Source organism: Hafnia sp. (genome assembly GCF_036648275.1).
In the GTDB taxonomy this organism is placed as follows: domain Bacteria; phylum Pseudomonadota; class Gammaproteobacteria; order Enterobacterales; family Enterobacteriaceae; genus Hafnia; species Hafnia alvei.
This window is the reverse complement of the sequence record NZ_JAVXIQ010000047.1, coordinates 1-15,146: the sequence shown is the minus strand read 5'-3', so window position 1 is coordinate 15,146 and position 15,146 is coordinate 1. Positions and strand designations below refer to the sequence as shown.

General features: G+C 49.9%; 15 protein-coding genes. 14 read left to right on the top strand and 1 reads right to left on the bottom strand.

The window, feature by feature from the left end:
* From RSC70_RS20315 to RSC70_RS20300, 4 genes are all read left to right on the top strand, one after another.
* A partial coding sequence (locus RSC70_RS20315) for a sigma factor-like helix-turn-helix DNA-binding protein (protein WP_332543428.1) occupies nt 1–125 on the top strand: 125 nt, incomplete at its 5' end.
* 134 nt (nt 126–259) lie between these two features.
* Nucleotides 260–1,387: a PucR family transcriptional regulator gene (locus tag RSC70_RS20310; protein ID WP_039186114.1), complete on the top strand. Its 1,128-nt coding sequence runs from the start codon at nt 260–262 to the stop codon at nt 1,385–1,387.
* Nucleotides 1,388–1,541: 154 nt separating this feature from the next.
* Entirely contained in the window at nt 1,542–2,810 is a 1,269-nt protein-coding gene (locus RSC70_RS20305) for a GntP family permease (protein WP_008815666.1), read from the top strand.
* A 10-nt stretch (nt 2,811–2,820) separates the two neighbouring features.
* Entirely contained in the window at nt 2,821–3,957 is a 1,137-nt protein-coding gene (locus tag RSC70_RS20300) for a glycerate kinase (protein ID WP_008815665.1), read from the top strand.
* A gap of 3 nt (nt 3,958–3,960) precedes the next feature.
* Here the strand turns inward: RSC70_RS20300 and panM are convergent, their stop codons facing one another.
* On the bottom strand, nt 3,961–4,374 hold the full coding sequence (gene panM, locus RSC70_RS20295) for an aspartate 1-decarboxylase autocleavage activator PanM (RefSeq protein WP_008815664.1): 414 nt from the start codon (nt 4,372–4,374) through the stop codon (nt 3,961–3,963).
* 417 nt (nt 4,375–4,791) lie between these two features.
* Here panM and RSC70_RS20290 point away from each other — a divergent pair, with 417 nt between their 5' ends.
* The 10 genes from RSC70_RS20290 to ugpQ form a co-directional block, all read left to right on the top strand.
* Nucleotides 4,792–5,904 (top strand): branched-chain amino acid ABC transporter substrate-binding protein, encoded by a 1,113-nt coding sequence (locus RSC70_RS20290; RefSeq protein WP_008815663.1) that lies wholly within the window; start codon nt 4,792–4,794, stop codon nt 5,902–5,904.
* A 297-nt stretch (nt 5,905–6,201) separates the two neighbouring features.
* A complete protein-coding gene (livH, locus tag RSC70_RS20285; protein ID WP_004090669.1) occupies nt 6,202–7,128 on the top strand; it encodes a high-affinity branched-chain amino acid ABC transporter permease LivH in 927 nt (308 codons plus the stop codon).
* Nucleotides 7,125–8,396, top strand: coding sequence for a high-affinity branched-chain amino acid ABC transporter permease LivM (locus RSC70_RS20280; protein WP_008815662.1), 1,272 nt, complete (start codon nt 7,125–7,127; stop codon nt 8,394–8,396). Before livH ends, RSC70_RS20280 begins: the two co-directional genes overlap by 4 nt.
* Nucleotides 8,393–9,163, top strand: a complete 771-nt coding sequence (gene livG / locus RSC70_RS20275; protein ID WP_004090666.1) for a high-affinity branched-chain amino acid ABC transporter ATP-binding protein LivG — start codon at nt 8,393–8,395, stop codon at nt 9,161–9,163. The genes RSC70_RS20280 and livG overlap by 4 nt, the downstream gene beginning before the upstream one ends.
* 45 nt (nt 9,164–9,208) lie before the next feature.
* Entirely contained in the window at nt 9,209–9,916 is a 708-nt protein-coding gene (livF, locus tag RSC70_RS20270) for a high-affinity branched-chain amino acid ABC transporter ATP-binding protein LivF (protein WP_061059392.1), read from the top strand.
* 275 nt (nt 9,917–10,191) lie between these two features.
* Nucleotides 10,192–11,514, top strand: a complete 1,323-nt coding sequence (gene ugpB, locus RSC70_RS20265; RefSeq protein ID WP_008815660.1) for a sn-glycerol-3-phosphate ABC transporter substrate-binding protein UgpB — start codon at nt 10,192–10,194, stop codon at nt 11,512–11,514.
* 80 nt (nt 11,515–11,594) lie between these two features.
* Entirely contained in the window at nt 11,595–12,482 is an 888-nt protein-coding gene (gene ugpA / locus RSC70_RS20260) for a sn-glycerol-3-phosphate ABC transporter permease UgpA (protein ID WP_008815659.1), read from the top strand.
* Nucleotides 12,479–13,324, top strand: a complete 846-nt coding sequence (ugpE, locus tag RSC70_RS20255) for a sn-glycerol-3-phosphate ABC transporter permease UgpE (RefSeq protein WP_008815658.1) — start codon at nt 12,479–12,481, stop codon at nt 13,322–13,324. The genes ugpA and ugpE overlap by 4 nt, the downstream gene beginning before the upstream one ends.
* 4 nt (nt 13,325–13,328) lie before the next feature.
* Entirely contained in the window at nt 13,329–14,405 is a 1,077-nt protein-coding gene (locus tag RSC70_RS20250; protein ID WP_008815657.1) for a sn-glycerol-3-phosphate import ATP-binding protein UgpC, read from the top strand.
* Nucleotides 14,406–14,439: 34 nt separating this feature from the next.
* The coding region (gene ugpQ / locus RSC70_RS20245; RefSeq protein ID WP_332543424.1) for a glycerophosphodiester phosphodiesterase at nt 14,440–15,146 on the top strand (707 nt) is incomplete at its 3' end.

Here is a 15,146-nt window from a genome sequence, read left to right as displayed (position 1 = left end):
GGTTAGACGACGACAACAAAGCAACGCTGCAAGAACTGGCCGATCAATACGGTGTTTCTGCAGAGCGTGTGCGTCAGCTTGAAAAGAACGCAATGAAAAAACTGCGTGCGGCGATTGAAGCCTAAGCTTCATCGATAACGTAGTTTCCGATTAAAGGCGATGCTCGGCATCGCCTTTTTTGTTTATGATGATCTCCGCCTCAGCGGCCAGTAGCGTTTTCCGTTACATTTGGCTATCTCCATTTTGATCGTGAAGCCCCATGCCAAACAGTTACCTTAAGGAAGATACCGCGCGTCAGATCGTTTCTCGTGCGATGAGCATCATTGACTATTCTGTGAACGTGATGAACGAGCACGGAGTCATCATTGCTTCAGGTGACCCGAGCCGCTTGCATCAGCGCCATGAGGGGGCGGTTTTGGCGCTCACCGAGAATCGGATGGTGATCATTGATGATGCAGTGGCCAGCAGGCTTAAAGGCGTGAAGCCGGGAATTAATTTGCCCATTATATTTCGGCAGAGAATGGTGGGGGTGATCGGGATTTCCGGCGAGCCAGAAAAAGTGCAGGCGTATGCTGAACTTGTTCGCATGGCTGCGGAGCTTATCCTTGAGCAGGCAGAAATGCTGGAGCAAAACCAGTGGGAAAAACGCTATCGTGAGCAACTCGCTTCTCAGCTGATTATGGAGCGCGGTAGCGTTGCATCGATGGCGTCAATGGCGGCATATCTTGGATTAGATCTGTCCTTACCGCGAATTGCATTGATTGTTAGCCTTCATGAGCAGGAACATATTCGCCAGCGTGAGTTATTAGAAACGCTCAGCAACCATAGCCATGAGACGTTGGTGATGATGCATGGCTTCGATCGTATCGTTGTCTTGCTGCCGCTCAATATAAGTCGTAGTGACGATAATGACGCGGCAATCAAAAAAGGTCTGCGTAAACTGCATGTGCAACTACAGTCGCGCTTTCATGTAAATATCTACGTTGGTGGCCTATTTGCTGGGGATGATGGTGTGCGCCGTTCTTACCTGAGTGCTCAGGCTTTGCAGGAGATGGCGCAACGTCAAAAGCTGAATCAGGCCGTTTTATATTATCGAGACCATTTTTTACCGGTGTTATTAAATGGATTTGCAGACAGCTGGCAGGCCGAAGAACTGGGGCTCGCGTGGCAGGCATTACGTCAGGCTGATGCTAAGGGTGTTCTATGTCACACTCTGCGCTGCTATTTTGTACAGAATTGTGATCTGTCTCAAACGTCAAAACAGCTGCATATCCACGTTAACACCCTTCGCTACCGCCTACAGAAGATTGAAGACATAACGTCTTTAAAAATCAATGAATTAAACTCTATTCTTCAGTTGTATATTGGCATGCAGATTTATCGCTGATTTGTAGCATCCTACAAAAAATGCAGGTTCTAACAGTCGATTTTCTGGTGATTCGCCTCAAGCTATTTTTCTTTGTCTCCTCATAATGCCTCCTTGTACCTACATTCGTCTTAGACGATCTCACAATAATAATGAATCAAGGCAGGAGTGAATAATGACAACGGTTTCTGCTCTAGGCGCAATAGTGGCACTGGTTGTATCCATCGTGCTTATTTTACGCAAGGTTCCACCTGCTTACGGCATGATTGCTGGTGCTTTAGCGGGCGGTTTGGTTGGCGGAGCTGACCTCATTCAAACAATCAGTCTTATGATCACCGGTGCTCAGGGTATCACCAACGCCGTATTACGTATTTTGGGTGCAGGTATTCTCGCGGGCGTGCTGATTGAGTCTGGCGCAGCGAATACCATCGCTGAAACTATTGTACGTAAAGTGGGCGAGAAGCGTGCGCTGTTGGCGCTGGCAGTCGCGACTATGCTGCTGACCGCCGTCGGTGTGTTTATTGATGTGGCGGTTATCACCGTTTCTCCAATCGCTTTAGCGATTGCCCATCGTGCTGATATTTCCAAAATGGCGATTCTGCTGGCGATGATTGGCGGCGGTAAAGCGGGCAACGTGATGTCGCCAAACCCTAACACTATCGCGGCGGCAGACAGTTTCCACGTACCTTTAACCTCATTGATGGTGGCAGGCATTATCCCTGGTCTGTTTGGTTTGGTACTGGCTTATTTTCTGGCTAAACGTCTGAAGCATCGTGGCTCAAAAGTTGAAGCTCATGAGTTGGTTGTCGGTAAACATGACGCTGCGCTGCCAGCCTTTGGCGCGGCGATCGCCGCTCCTTTAGTCGCTATTATCCTGTTGGCGCTACGTCCAATTGCTGGCATTGCCATTGACCCATTAGTTGCATTACCTGTGGGGGGCTTAATTGGTGCGGTGGTTATGGGGCAATGGAAACATACTAACCAGTACATGGTTTCCGGTTTGTCGCGTATGGCTCCGGTAGCAATTATGCTGCTCGGCACCGGTACGCTGGCGGGGATTATTGCTAATTCAGGTCTGAAAGATGTGCTGATTACAGGCTTGACGGCTTCTGGTATGCCTTCGTATCTGCTGGCACCCATTTCAGGGGCCTTGATGTCGATGGCGACGGCATCCACGACTGCTGGTACCGCAGTGGCTTCCGCAGTATTTAGCTCCACGCTGATTGGTATGGGGATTTCGGCTCTGGCGGGTGCGGCGATGATTCACGCAGGCGCAACGGTACTCGACCACATGCCACACGGCAGCTTCTTCCACGCAACCGGCGGTAGCGTCAACATGCAGGTGCATGAGCGTTTGAAGCTGCTGCCTTATGAAACCGCCGTGGGTCTGATGATCGCCTTTGTTTCTACCATGATGTTTGGTGTGTTTAATTTAGCGGGTTAACGAGGTACGCATGAAAATTGTGATTGCTCCTGATTCATTTAAAGAAAGCCTTAGCGCGATGCAGGTTGCCGAGGCCATTGAACAGGGTTTTAGCGAAATATTCCCGCAGGCTGAATACATCAAGCTGCCGATGGCTGATGGGGGTGAAGGCACTGTGGAATCAATGGTTGCAGCGACCGGTGGAGAGCGAGTGCATGTGAATGTAACCGGTCCTTTAGGGCTGCCGGTTAATGGCTTCTTTGGCTGGATGGGCGATGGTGAAACAGCGGTGATTGAAATGGCCGCCGCGTCGGGGTTGCATTTGGTCGCGCCCGAGCAACGTAATCCGCTGGTCACCACCAGTTTTGGTACCGGAGAACTGATTCTAGCGGCGCTTAATCACGGGGCGCGAAAAATTATTCTCGGTATTGGCGGTAGCGCCACCAATGATGGCGGTGCGGGCATGATGCAAGCGTTGGGCGCACATTTTCATGATATCGATGGCAAAGAGCTTCATGTTGGTGGCGCGGCGCTTGCTCAGTTAGCCAGCGTTGACCTTAGCCAATTGGATGCTCGTTTAGCACAGACCGATATTTTGGTGGCCTGTGATGTTGATAACCCTCTGTGCGGAGCGAAAGGTGCGTCGGCGGTATTTGGCCCACAAAAAGGCGCAACGCCAGAGCGGGTTAAACTGCTAGATGCCGCTTTGCAGCATTATGGTGAGAAGATCGAGCTGGCAACCGGAAAATCGGTGCTAAATGTGGCTGGAGCGGGTGCCGCAGGTGGTATGGGGGCTGCGCTGTTTGGCTTGCTTAACGCACGCTTACAGCCGGGCATTGAAATCGTCACCGAAGCATTAAAGCTGGCCGATGCGGTACAAGGGGCCGACTTGGTGATCACCGGTGAGGGGCGCATCGATAGCCAAACTATCCATGGAAAAACGCCTGTTGGAGTGGCGCGAGTCGCTAAGCGTTACGATATTCCGGTTATCGCTATCGCTGGAGGCATGACGCCAGATTATAGCGTTGTACATCAGCATGGCTTGGACGCGGTATTTTCAGTACTAAACCGCATCCAAACGTTGCCTGAAGCACTAGAAGGCGCTCGCGAAAACGTGCGTGTTACAGCACGCAATGTCGCGGCGGTTTGGAAGATGGGGCGCGGCTGATTTTTAATTCTGCCAGCCTTGTTCGCCGCTATTGAGTTCACAAAAATTAAAACCACAGGCGGCCATAAACGCATTCATTTCTTCAAGTCCAACACCAGGGACTTCACTCGCCGCCAGCTGCCAGACATTAATTTCTGGTAGTTGGCGCATCGTATCTTCCACTAAGTACAGTCCAACCCCTCGACGGCGCGTGACTTCTCGCACGCACAGGTCATGTAGCGTGGCGAATCCTTTTTGCCGATCGGCACATACCTTGACTGCACCTAGAAGCCGATCGTTAAAACGTGCGGCAAATAGGGCATGACCATCATCTAACCAAGCCTGCCATATCTCCGGCTGCTGTTCAGGCCACACTTTTCCCAAGTCACGAATATCGTCTGGATTTAAAGCCATCAAGCGCTCAATAGTCAGTTTCATGTTTTATCTTCTGCCGAGAATAATTGATAAGCATTGTAAGTGATCTGCATCCATTGGCGGTGTAACTTTTGGTGTACAAAATCTGAGCGGATTATTTTTATCGATCTGCTATTTTCAGAGTAAAAAATTAGTAAATGAATTGTTTAACAGATGAACGTGCTTACCTAGTGACAAACTCTGCCGCTTTACTCCGATTTTTGTGCTGTTTACACCGCTTGTTTCTAGCTATCTGATTTGATTTGCAGAATAAATCTCCTGTTTAATGATATGAAAAATAAAGTCTTATTAGAAAATATTGCTGTGCAATCACATAATTCATTATTTCTTATGCGTAAAAATGTTATTTGTTAATAATATGTTGCTTGATTGCGCGCTAAAGCAAACACAATAAACACAACGACAGGCGGGGATGAGCAGATGAGTATCAATAAGGGTAAGGTTTTTCTGACTGGCTGTATTGCGTTAGCCATGAGCAGCAGTGTTATGGCGAAGGACATTAAAGTGGCGATTGTTGGCGCGATGTCTGGCCCGGTTGCACAGTATGGCGATATGGAGTTTACCGGGGCTAAGCAGGCCATTGCGGATATCAACGCCAAAGGTGGCGTGAACGGCGATAAGCTAGTTGGTGTGGAATATGACGATGCCTGTGATCCAAAACAAGCAGTCGCGGTTGCCAACAAAGTGATTAACGACGGTATCCGTTATGTTATCGGACACCTGTGCTCCTCTTCGACTCAGCCTGCTTCCGATATCTATGAAGATGAAGGCGTTTTGATGATTACGCCTGCGGCGACCAATGCCGATCTGACCACGCGTGGCTATAAACTGATCATGCGTACGACGGGGCTGGATTCCGATCAGGGGCCAACCGCGGCGAAATATATCCTGAATACCATCAAGCCACAGCGTATCGCCGTGGTGCATGATAAACAGCAGTATGGCGAAGGTCTGGCACGTTCGGTTAAAGATGCGTTGGAGAAATCCAATGTAAAACCAGTGCTGTTTGAGGGTATTACCGCTGGCGACAAAGACTTCTCTACGCTGGTTGCGAAGCTGAAAAAAGATAACGTGGATTTTGTCTACTTCGGCGGCTACTACCCAGAAATGGGACAGATTTTGCGTCAGGCCAAACAAGCGGGTCTGAAAGCTAAATTTATGGGGCCAGAAGGTGTGGGTAACTCATCTCTATCTAACATCGCGGGCGATGCATCTGAAGGCATGCTGGTGACGCTGCCACAGCGTTACGATCAGGTTCCCGCTAACAAAGCTATCGTAGACTCGCTGAAAGCCAAAAAACTGGATCCGACAGGGCCATTTGTTTGGACCACCTACGCAGCATTGCAATCTCTGACTACCGGAATGGAGCGCAGCAAAAGCGAAGAACCCGCTGACATCATTAAAAACCTGAAGTCTCAGCCGGTTGATACCGTTATGGGGCCATTGAGCTGGGATGATAAAGGCGACCTGAAAGGCTTCGAATTCGGTATTTTCGAATGGCATGCCGACGGCTCATCTACGTCGGTTAAATAGTTCTGACGGTTCTTATTTTCGTTGATGCCTTAGTTGAATACGCCACGCCGACGCTGTGTCGGCGTGAGGGTCGGAAGTGCCAAACATGGCGCATGTTGACCCAGAGCGAAAATGGCATCTCGAATAAAGCGTGCGAGTGCGGAGACCACTCGCGCGCGGTCTTTGCCCATACGCCTAAGTTATCGATGAATGCGCGATAAATAGGTGGACGAAACCTTACTCCGAGGTTTTGGCGTGCGGGATTAGAACAGCGTTGTAACATCATCACTAAGCCCTTATGTGGTATGAGGATAGGGTATGTCAGAACAGTTTCTCTATTTCATTCAGCAGATGTTCAACGGCGTTACGCTGGGGAGCACCTACGCGCTGATCGCCATTGGTTACACCATGGTTTACGGCATTATCGGCATGATCAACTTCGCCCACGGCGAGGTATATATGATCGGCAGCTATGTCTCCTTTATTGTTATTGCGGCGCTGATGATGCTGGGCATTGATGCTAGCTGGCTACTGATTGGCGCGGCTTTTATCGTCGCTATTGTGATCACGAGTGCCTACGGCTGGAGTATTGAGCGCGTTGCTTATAAGCCCGTACGTTCTTCAAAGCGTCTGATTGCGCTAATTTCTGCCATCGGAATGTCCATTTTTTTGCAAAACTACGTCAGCCTAACGCAGGGCTCGCGCGATCTGGCATTGCCGCGTCTAGTGACTGGGCAATGGACATTGGGTGAAAGTAATGGTTTCTCCGCCAGTATTTCCACTATGCAGATCATCATCTGGGTCGTAACGTTTCTTGCGATGTTGGCGCTAACGCTGTTTATCCGCTATTCGAGGATGGGGCGCGCCTGCCGTGCCTGTGCAGAAGATCTGAAAATGGCGAGTCTGCTCGGCATTAGCACCGATCGCGTGATCTCCCTTACTTTTGTTATTGGTGCAGCAATGGCGGCTGTGGCGGGTGTACTGCTCGGTCAGTTCTACGGCGTTATCAATCCATACATCGGTTTTATGGCGGGGATGAAAGCCTTTACTGCGGCGGTATTAGGCGGGATCGGCAGTATTCCTGGGGCGATGATCGGCGGATTGATCCTCGGCGTAGCAGAAGCGCTGACTTCCGCTTACCTCAGCACTGAATATAAAGATGTCGTGTCATTTGCGTTACTGATTGTGGTGCTACTGGTGATGCCTACCGGTATCTTGGGGCGGCCGGAGGTTGAGAAAGTATGAAACAGCTCAATCTGGTTAATGCGATTATTTCGACCATCACCATGTTCGTGTTGGCATCGTTTATCATGGGCGTCCAGCTCGGGCTAGATGGCACCCATCTGGTCGTCAATATGGCAGATTCTATACGTTGGGAATGGATTGCTGCGGGCTGTGTGGTGGTCTTTTTCTTCCAATTGATGCGTCCTCTGATTCAGCAGGGGCTGAAAAAAGTGTCAGGTCCCACTCTGGTGCTGCCAAGCTTAGATGGTTCAACGCCAAAACAAAAACTGGTGCTGATGCTTATTCTTATTGCAGCAGTGGTGTGGCCGTTTGTGGTATCGCGTGGAACCGTGGATATTGCCACGCTGACGCTTATCTACGTGATGCTTGGACTGGGGCTAAACGTCGTTGTCGGCCTGTCTGGCTTGTTAGTTCTGGGATACGGTGGTTTCTACGCCATCGGTGCTTATACCTACGCGTTGCTTAACCATTATTACGGAATTGGTTTTTGGGAGAGCTTGCCAATTGCGGGCATTGTTGCCGCCGCCTTTGGGCTACTGTTAGGTTTTCCGGTATTGCGTCTGCGTGGTGACTACCTGGCCATTGTGACGCTCGGCTTTGGTGAGATTGTACGCATCCTGCTGCTGAATAATACGGAAATTACCGGCGGACCCAACGGCATTAGCCAAATTCCAAAACCTACTTTCTTTGGCCTGGAATTCAACCGTAGTGTACGTGACGGAGGATGGGGCTCATTCCACGAATTCTTTGGCCTCAAATACGACCCAAGCGATCGCATCATCTTCTTGTATCTGGTGGCGCTGTTGCTGGTGGTTATCACGCTGTTTGTGATTAACCGGTTACTGCGCATGCCGCTTGGGCGGGCGTGGGAAGCGCTACGAGAAGACGAAATTGCCTGCCGTTCATTAGGCCTAAGCCCAACGCGTATCAAGCTGACGGCATTCACCATCAGTGCGGCGTTTGCCGGTTTTGCTGGAACGTTGTTTGCTGCACGACAAGGGTTTGTTAGCCCAGAATCTTTCACTTTTGTCGAATCGGCTTTTGTACTGGCGATTGTCGTGCTTGGTGGTATGGGGTCACAGTTTGCGGTGATTCTTGCTGCGGTTATTTTGGTAGTTTCTCGCGAACTGATGCGCGATCTGAATGAATACAGCATGTTATTACTGGGCGCATTAATGGTGCTGATGATGATTTGGCGTCCGCAAGGATTACTGCCGATGAAACGCCCTCAGCTGAAATTTGCCACACGCAAAGGAGGGCAGGTATGAGCACACAACCTCTGTTGCTGGTGAACAATCTCTGTATGCGGTTTGGCGGCCTCCTCGCCGTGAATAATGTAGCTCTGATACTCAATCAGGGGGAAATCGTCTCTCTTATCGGCCCTAACGGGGCGGGAAAAACGACGGTATTTAACTGTCTGACCGGTTTCTATCGCCCGACAAGTGGCTCGATAAAACTGCGCGATCGCGAATTAGCTGGGCTTGCAGGGCAGCAAATCGCTCGTATGGGGGTGGTGCGCACTTTCCAACATGTACGCCTCTTCAAAGAGATGACGGTAGTGGAAAACCTGTTGGTGGCGCAGCATCAGCATCTCAAAAGCGGTGTGTTTGCCGGTCTACTGAAAACGCCTAAATTCCGCCGCGCGGAAGCCGATGCATTGGAACGTGCCGCGGTATGGTTAGAGCGTGTTGGATTGTTGGAGTTTGCCAATCGTCAGGCGGGTAATTTGGCCTATGGTCAGCAGCGGCGATTGGAGATTGCACGGTGCATGGTGACACGGCCTGAGCTGCTGATGCTAGACGAGCCAGCGGCCGGTCTTAATCCAAAAGAAACCGATGAACTCAACGAACTCATCGCTGATTTACGCCGTCATCATCAGGTTTCGGTGCTGTTGATTGAACACGATATGAAGCTGGTGATGGATATTTCCGATCGGATTTACGTGGTTAATCAGGGGACGCCGTTGGCGCAAGGCTCGCCGGAAGAGGTACGCAATAATCCTGATGTTATCCGTGCTTATCTAGGAGAGGCGTAAATCTATGCTATTTAACTACTCCCGTTGTCATGTTGAACGAGGGCCATGTTCATGCTGACATTAGAAAACGTCTCAGCCCACTACGGAAAAATTCAGGCGCTGCATAACGTTAGCATCCATATTCAGCAGGGTGAAATTGTGACGCTGATTGGTGCTAACGGCGCAGGAAAAACCACGCTGCTGGGAACGCTATGCGGCGAACCTCGAGCTACCGCAGGCCGTATCAACTTTCTTGGGCAGGATATTACCGATTGGCAAACCGCACGCATCATGCGTGAGGCGATTGCTATTGTGCCGGAAGGCCGCCGCGTATTTTCGCGTATGACCGTGGAAGAAAATTTGGCGATGGGGGGATTTTTCGCCGATCGTCATCAGTATCAAGAACGTATCGCTCGAGTTTACGATTTATTTCCCCGCCTACATGAGCGCCGTATTCAGCGCGCAGGAACCATGTCCGGCGGAGAGCAGCAGATGCTAGCGATAGGTCGCGCTCTGATGAGTCAGCCTAAGTTATTACTGCTGGATGAGCCGTCTCTGGGGCTGGCGCCTATCATCATTCTGCAAATTTTCGATACCATCCAACAGCTGCGCGAAGAAGGCATGACGATCTTTCTCGTAGAGCAAAATGCCAATCAGGCGCTTAAGTTGGCGGATCGAGGCTATGTGTTGGAGAACGGTCATGTTGTGCTGGAAGATAGCGGGGCGGCGCTTCTGGCTAATAGCGCAGTGCGTAGTGCTTATTTAGGCGGTTAAGCCTGTCATGATGATAGCGGCATGGATGCCACTATTTGTGATAACTCAAAGGGAGATAATGTTTTGTATCCCTTCCTAACTCGCTGATATTTAGGCCGCTATAGTTTCTTTATCTAACTAACGCGTCGCGTGCCCTGCGTCATTCTTTCGTCATAATTCCTTCATCTGCTGGTTATTTTTCTGTCATACGCGCATGTCATGGTACATCCCGAAAATAAGACGTTCTTTATCACTCAACGTTTACGGTGATAACACTCATTTGACGGGGATTTGGCATGATGAATATGACAATAAAGCGCAGCATGTGCAGTTTAGCAGTGATATTTTGCTTCAGTGCACCTGCATTAGCGGTGACTGAAATTCCATTTTGGCACTCGATGGAAGCCGAGCTAGGCACGGAAGTTGATAGTCTTGCGCAGCGTTTTAACCAATCACAAGATGAGTACAAGATTGTACCCGTCTATAAAGGTGATTATGAACAAAGTCTCGCTGCGGGTATTGCCGCTTTCCGTGCGGGTAAGGCGCCCGCTATTTTGCAGGTGTATGAGGTCGGCACTGCAACCATGATGCAAGCTAAACAGGCCGTGAAGCCTGTGTATCAGGTATTTAAAGAGGCCGGTATCCCTTTTGATGAATCCCAGTTCGTGCCCACTGTGGCGGGCTACTACGCCGACAACGCCACGGGCCAACTCCTTTCCCAGCCGTTCAACAGTTCTACACCCGTTCTGTATTACAACAAAGATGCCTTTAAGAAAGCGGGTTTAAATCCTGATGAGCCACCAAAAACTTGGCAGGAGCTGGCTACCGATGCGGCTAAGCTACGCGCAAGCGGTATGAGCTGTGGCTATGCGTCAGGTTGGCAAGGCTGGGTGCAGTTAGAAAACTTTAGTGCGTGGAATGGTGTTCCTTTTGCTACCGAAAACAACGGATTTGGTGGCCCGTCAGCGCGTTTAGAGTTTAACCAGCCATTACAGGTTAAGCATATTCAGCTGCTGTCAGACATGCTCAAAAAAGGCGATTTTAGCTACTTTGGCCGTAAAGATGAGCCAACCGCTAAATTCTATAACGGTGACTGCGGCATGATGACGGGCTCTTCTGGCTCGCTGGCCAATATCAAACAGTATGCAAAATTCAACTATGGCGTGGCTTTCATGCCGTATGACGCTGATGCTAAAAATGCCCCGCAAAATGCAATTATCGGTGGGGCTAGTCTGTGGGTGATGAACGGTAAAAAACCTGAAACCTACAAGGGCGTAGCTGAGTTCTTCCAGTTCTTGGCTAAACCAGAAATTGCCGCCGAGTGGCACCAGAAAACGGGCTACCTGCCCATTACGACCGCAGCCTATGAGTTGACTAAACAGCAGGGTTTTTACGACAAAAATCCGGGCGCTGACGTTGCGACTCGCCAAATGCTAAATAAGCCGCCATTAGCCTTCACTAAAGGTGTTCGCCTAGGCAATATGCCGCAAATTCGTACCGTGGTGGATGAAGAGTTGGAAGGCGTATGGACAGGTAAGAAAACGCCACAGCAAGCGCTGGATGAAGCGGTATCGCGTGGCAATCAACTGCTAGAGCGTTTTGAAAAATCAGCTAAGTAATATCGGTTCTACCTCTCCAGCCGTTCAACCCAAAGGGCGGTTGGTGAGGTATCTGTACTCTGTAGCAAATTTGAGGTGTTATGAGTTCCCGAACTCCCGCATTTAAACGCAGCTGGTTGCCCTATGCGCTGGTTGCTCCGCAGCTTTTGATCACCGCCATTTTCTTCTTGTGGCCCGCAGGCGAAGCACTGTGGTATTCGGTGCAGAGCCTCGATCCTTTTGGTCTTTCCAGCGAGTTTGTTGGTTGGCAGAATTTTATCACTCTATGGCATGATCCCTACTACTTAAGCGCGTTTCGCACCACGTTGTGGTTTAGCGGTTTGGTGACATTTTTTGGCCTAGTACTGTCGCTATTTTTTGCGGCGTTGGTAAATCATATTTTACGGGGCCGCCGTTTCTATCAAACTTTGTTCATTCTGCCCTATGCCGTGGCTCCCACAATCGCTGCTGTGCTGTGGATGTTTCTCTTTAACCCTGGGCTGGGTTTGGTTTCGCACTTTCTCGGTGTGATGGGCTATAGCTGGAACCATGCCCAAAATAGCGGACAGGCGATGTTTCTGGTAGTTCTGGCTTCAGTCTGGAAACAGGTGAGCTACAATTTCCTGTTTTTCCTCGCGGCGCTACAGTCAGTCCCCAAGTCGCTGCTTGAGGCTGCTGCCATTGATGGCGCAGGGCCGATTCGGCGTTTCTTTCATATTGTCCTTCCCCTGATTTCTCCAGTGAGTTTCTTCCTGCTGGTGGTCAATTTGGTCTATGCGTTTTTCGATACGTTTCCGGTTATCGATGCAGCAACCGGCGGTGGACCGGGACAATCGACCACTACGCTGATTTATAAAATCTATCGTGAAGGTTTTGCGGGGCTAGATCTTTCCAGTTCGGCGGCACAGTCGGTCGTATTGATGTTGATTGTGGTTGCATTAACTATGATTCAGTTCCGCTATGTTGAGCGTAAGGTACGTTATCAATGATTGAGAACCGTAAAGGCTTGGATATGTTCTGCCATATTATGCTGATTTTGGGTGTGATCGTGATTTTGTTTCCGCTGTATGTGGCGTTTGTGGCAGCAACGCTGGATAAGCAACAGGTCTTTGATGTGCCGATGACGCTCATTCCAGGCTCCCAGCTCTGGCACAACATAACGCAGGTTTGGCAGCAAGGGGTTGGTAGCGCAGGTGCGCCATTTGGTATTCAGTTAATGAATAGCTTTATTATGGCGTTGGTGATTACTGTTGGGAAAATTGCGGTGTCGATGTTATCGGCGTTTGCGATTGTCTACTTTCGCTTTCCATTACGTAACTTATTCTTTTGGCTGATATTCATTACCCTGATGCTGCCCGTTGAGGTCCGTATATTTCCTACCGTTGAGGTGATGGCAAATTTAAACCTGATGGATAGTTATACTGGACTCACTCTGCCGCTCATGGCTTCGGCTACGGCAACGTTCCTATTCCGTCAGTTCTTTATGACGCTGCCGCATGAACTGTTGGAGGCCGCTCGCATTGACGGTGCTGGTCCAATGCGGTTTTTCCGCGATGTGGTATTCCCACTGTCTAAAACGAATTTAGCGGCGTTGTTTGTGATTACGTTTATTTATGGTTGGAACCAATATTTATGGCCATTGCTGATCACGAGCGATCCGGCGATGGGAACGGCGGTAGCTGGGATTAAAAGCGCCATCTCAAGCGGAGAAAGCGCAACGCAGTGGCAACTGGTGATGGCCGCACTGCTGATGACTCTGTTACCGCCATTGCTGGTGGTCTTAGGGATGCAGCGTTGGTTCGTCCGCGGTCTGGTTGATAGCGAGAAATAATACAATGGCACGTTTAAAATTACAGACCGTCAGCAAAAGCTATGACGGCAAAAACGCAATTATTAAAGGTATCGATCTGGATGTTGCCGACGGTGAGTTTATCGTTATGGTGGGGCCGTCCGGCTGTGGTAAATCGACCTTACTCCGCATGGTTGCTGGCCTAGAAGAAACGACGAGTGGTGATATTTATATTGGTGATGACCGTGTAACTCACAAAGAGCCTAAAGATCGTGGCGTAGCAATGGTGTTTCAAAACTATGCACTTTATCCGCACATGAGCGTGTTCGACAATATGGCTTATGGGCTGAAGATTCGCGGGCTGGGCAAAGAACTTATCCGTGCCAAAGTGGAGGAAGTCGCAGCCATTTTGGAGTTACAGACGCTGCTTAATCGCAAGCCTAGTGAGTTGTCCGGCGGGCAGCGTCAGCGGGTGGCGATGGGGCGTGCTATCGTGCGCGAGCCCGCGGTGTTTTTGTTTGATGAGCCTTTGTCCAACCTTGATGCAAAACTGCGCGTTCAGATGAGACTTGAGTTACAGCAGTTGCACCGTCGTCTAAAAACGACCAGCCTGTATGTGACTCACGATCAGGTAGAGGCGATGACCTTAGCGCAGCGCGTCATTGTGCTAAATAAGGGCGTTGCTGAGCAGATTGGAACACCAACGGAGATCTACCATCGTCCTGCTAGTCGTTTTGTGGCGGGCTTTATGGGCGCTCCCGCGATGAATCTGCTGGATGGTTGTATTAGTACAGATGGCCTGTTTTTTCAGATTAACGATGGTCCACAGCTACGCTTCGAACAGCCGATCTCTGCATTAGCGGGTCAAACGCTCACGCTAGGTATTCGCCCTGAGCACCTGCGTCGAGCGGCAGAGCATGAGTCCGGAAGCGAGTTTATGGTTAATCAACTCGAGCTATTGGGCGCTGATAACTTGGCGCATAGTCGCTGGGGGGATCATGGTGTGATTCTGCGATTACCGCATCAGGATTTACCTGAGTTAGGTTGTTCTCTACAGGTCGTGCTACCTCATGAAAATCTACACTTTTTCGATATAACGACGGGCTTACGTATTGAACCATAAGCGAGCAGTGAAGCCCTCGGTAGCGGAGTAAAACATGACAATAAAATGGCCTTATCCAAAAATCGTTGCCCACCGTGGCGGTGGTAAATTAGCACCAGAAAATACGTTAGCGGCTATTGATATTGGCGCTGAGTATGGCCATAAAATGATTGAGTTTGATGCTAAGTTGAGTGCTGACGGTGAGATTTTTCTATTACATGATGACAACCTAGAACGCACCACCAATGGTTGGGGCGTTGCTGGCGATTTACCGTGGGAAAAACTGGTCAGCCTAGATGCGGGAGGATGGTATGGGCGAGAGTTTCGCGATGAACCATTGCCTCTGCTTTCTCAGGTGGCCGATCGTTGCCTTGAGCTTGGCTTATCAGCGAATATCGAGATTAAGCCTACCACGGGCGTAGAAAGTGAAACTGGGCGGGTGATCGCGCTTGCCGCTAAGAATTTGTGGTCAACGCATCCTATTGCACCATTACTGTCGTCGTTTTCGGTTGAGTCTCTAGAGGCTGCGCAGCAAGCTGTGCCAGAACTGCCGAGGGGATTGCTGCTAGAGAAATGGGATGGAGAGTGGTTGGCGATGACCACGCGATTGGGCTGCGTATCATTGCATATTGACCACAATGAACTGACCGCTGAGCGTGTGTCCGACATTAAAGCCGCAGGTTTACGGATCCTGGTTTATACCGTGAATAGCCCAAAACGAGCACGCGAATTATTAGATTGGGGGGTGGATTGTATCTGTAC

Excerpts from the sequence above, each read along its gene's own strand:
- ugpE (WP_008815658.1), top strand. The coding sequence starts at position 12,479 with ATGATTGAGAACCGTAAAGGCTTGGATATGTTCTGCCATATTATGCTG.
- livH (WP_004090669.1), top strand. The coding sequence starts at position 6,202 with ATGTCAGAACAGTTTCTCTATTTCATTCAGCAGATGTTCAACGGCGTT.
- RSC70_RS20290 (WP_008815663.1), top strand. The coding sequence starts at position 4,792 with ATGAGTATCAATAAGGGTAAGGTTTTTCTGACTGGCTGTATTGCGTTA.
- panM (WP_008815664.1), bottom strand. The coding sequence starts at position 4,374 with ATGAAACTGACTATTGAGCGCTTGATGGCTTTAAATCCAGACGATATT.
- RSC70_RS20305 (WP_008815666.1), top strand. The coding sequence starts at position 1,542 with ATGACAACGGTTTCTGCTCTAGGCGCAATAGTGGCACTGGTTGTATCC.
- livG (WP_004090666.1), top strand. The coding sequence starts at position 8,393 with ATGAGCACACAACCTCTGTTGCTGGTGAACAATCTCTGTATGCGGTTT.
- RSC70_RS20310 (WP_039186114.1), top strand. The coding sequence starts at position 260 with ATGCCAAACAGTTACCTTAAGGAAGATACCGCGCGTCAGATCGTTTCT.
- RSC70_RS20250 (WP_008815657.1), top strand. The coding sequence starts at position 13,329 with ATGGCACGTTTAAAATTACAGACCGTCAGCAAAAGCTATGACGGCAAA.
- ugpA (WP_008815659.1), top strand. The coding sequence starts at position 11,595 with ATGAGTTCCCGAACTCCCGCATTTAAACGCAGCTGGTTGCCCTATGCG.
- livF (WP_061059392.1), top strand. The coding sequence starts at position 9,209 with ATGTTCATGCTGACATTAGAAAACGTCTCAGCCCACTACGGAAAAATT.
- RSC70_RS20300 (WP_008815665.1), top strand. The coding sequence starts at position 2,821 with ATGAAAATTGTGATTGCTCCTGATTCATTTAAAGAAAGCCTTAGCGCG.
- ugpB (WP_008815660.1), top strand. The coding sequence starts at position 10,192 with ATGATGAATATGACAATAAAGCGCAGCATGTGCAGTTTAGCAGTGATA.
- RSC70_RS20280 (WP_008815662.1), top strand. The coding sequence starts at position 7,125 with ATGAAACAGCTCAATCTGGTTAATGCGATTATTTCGACCATCACCATG.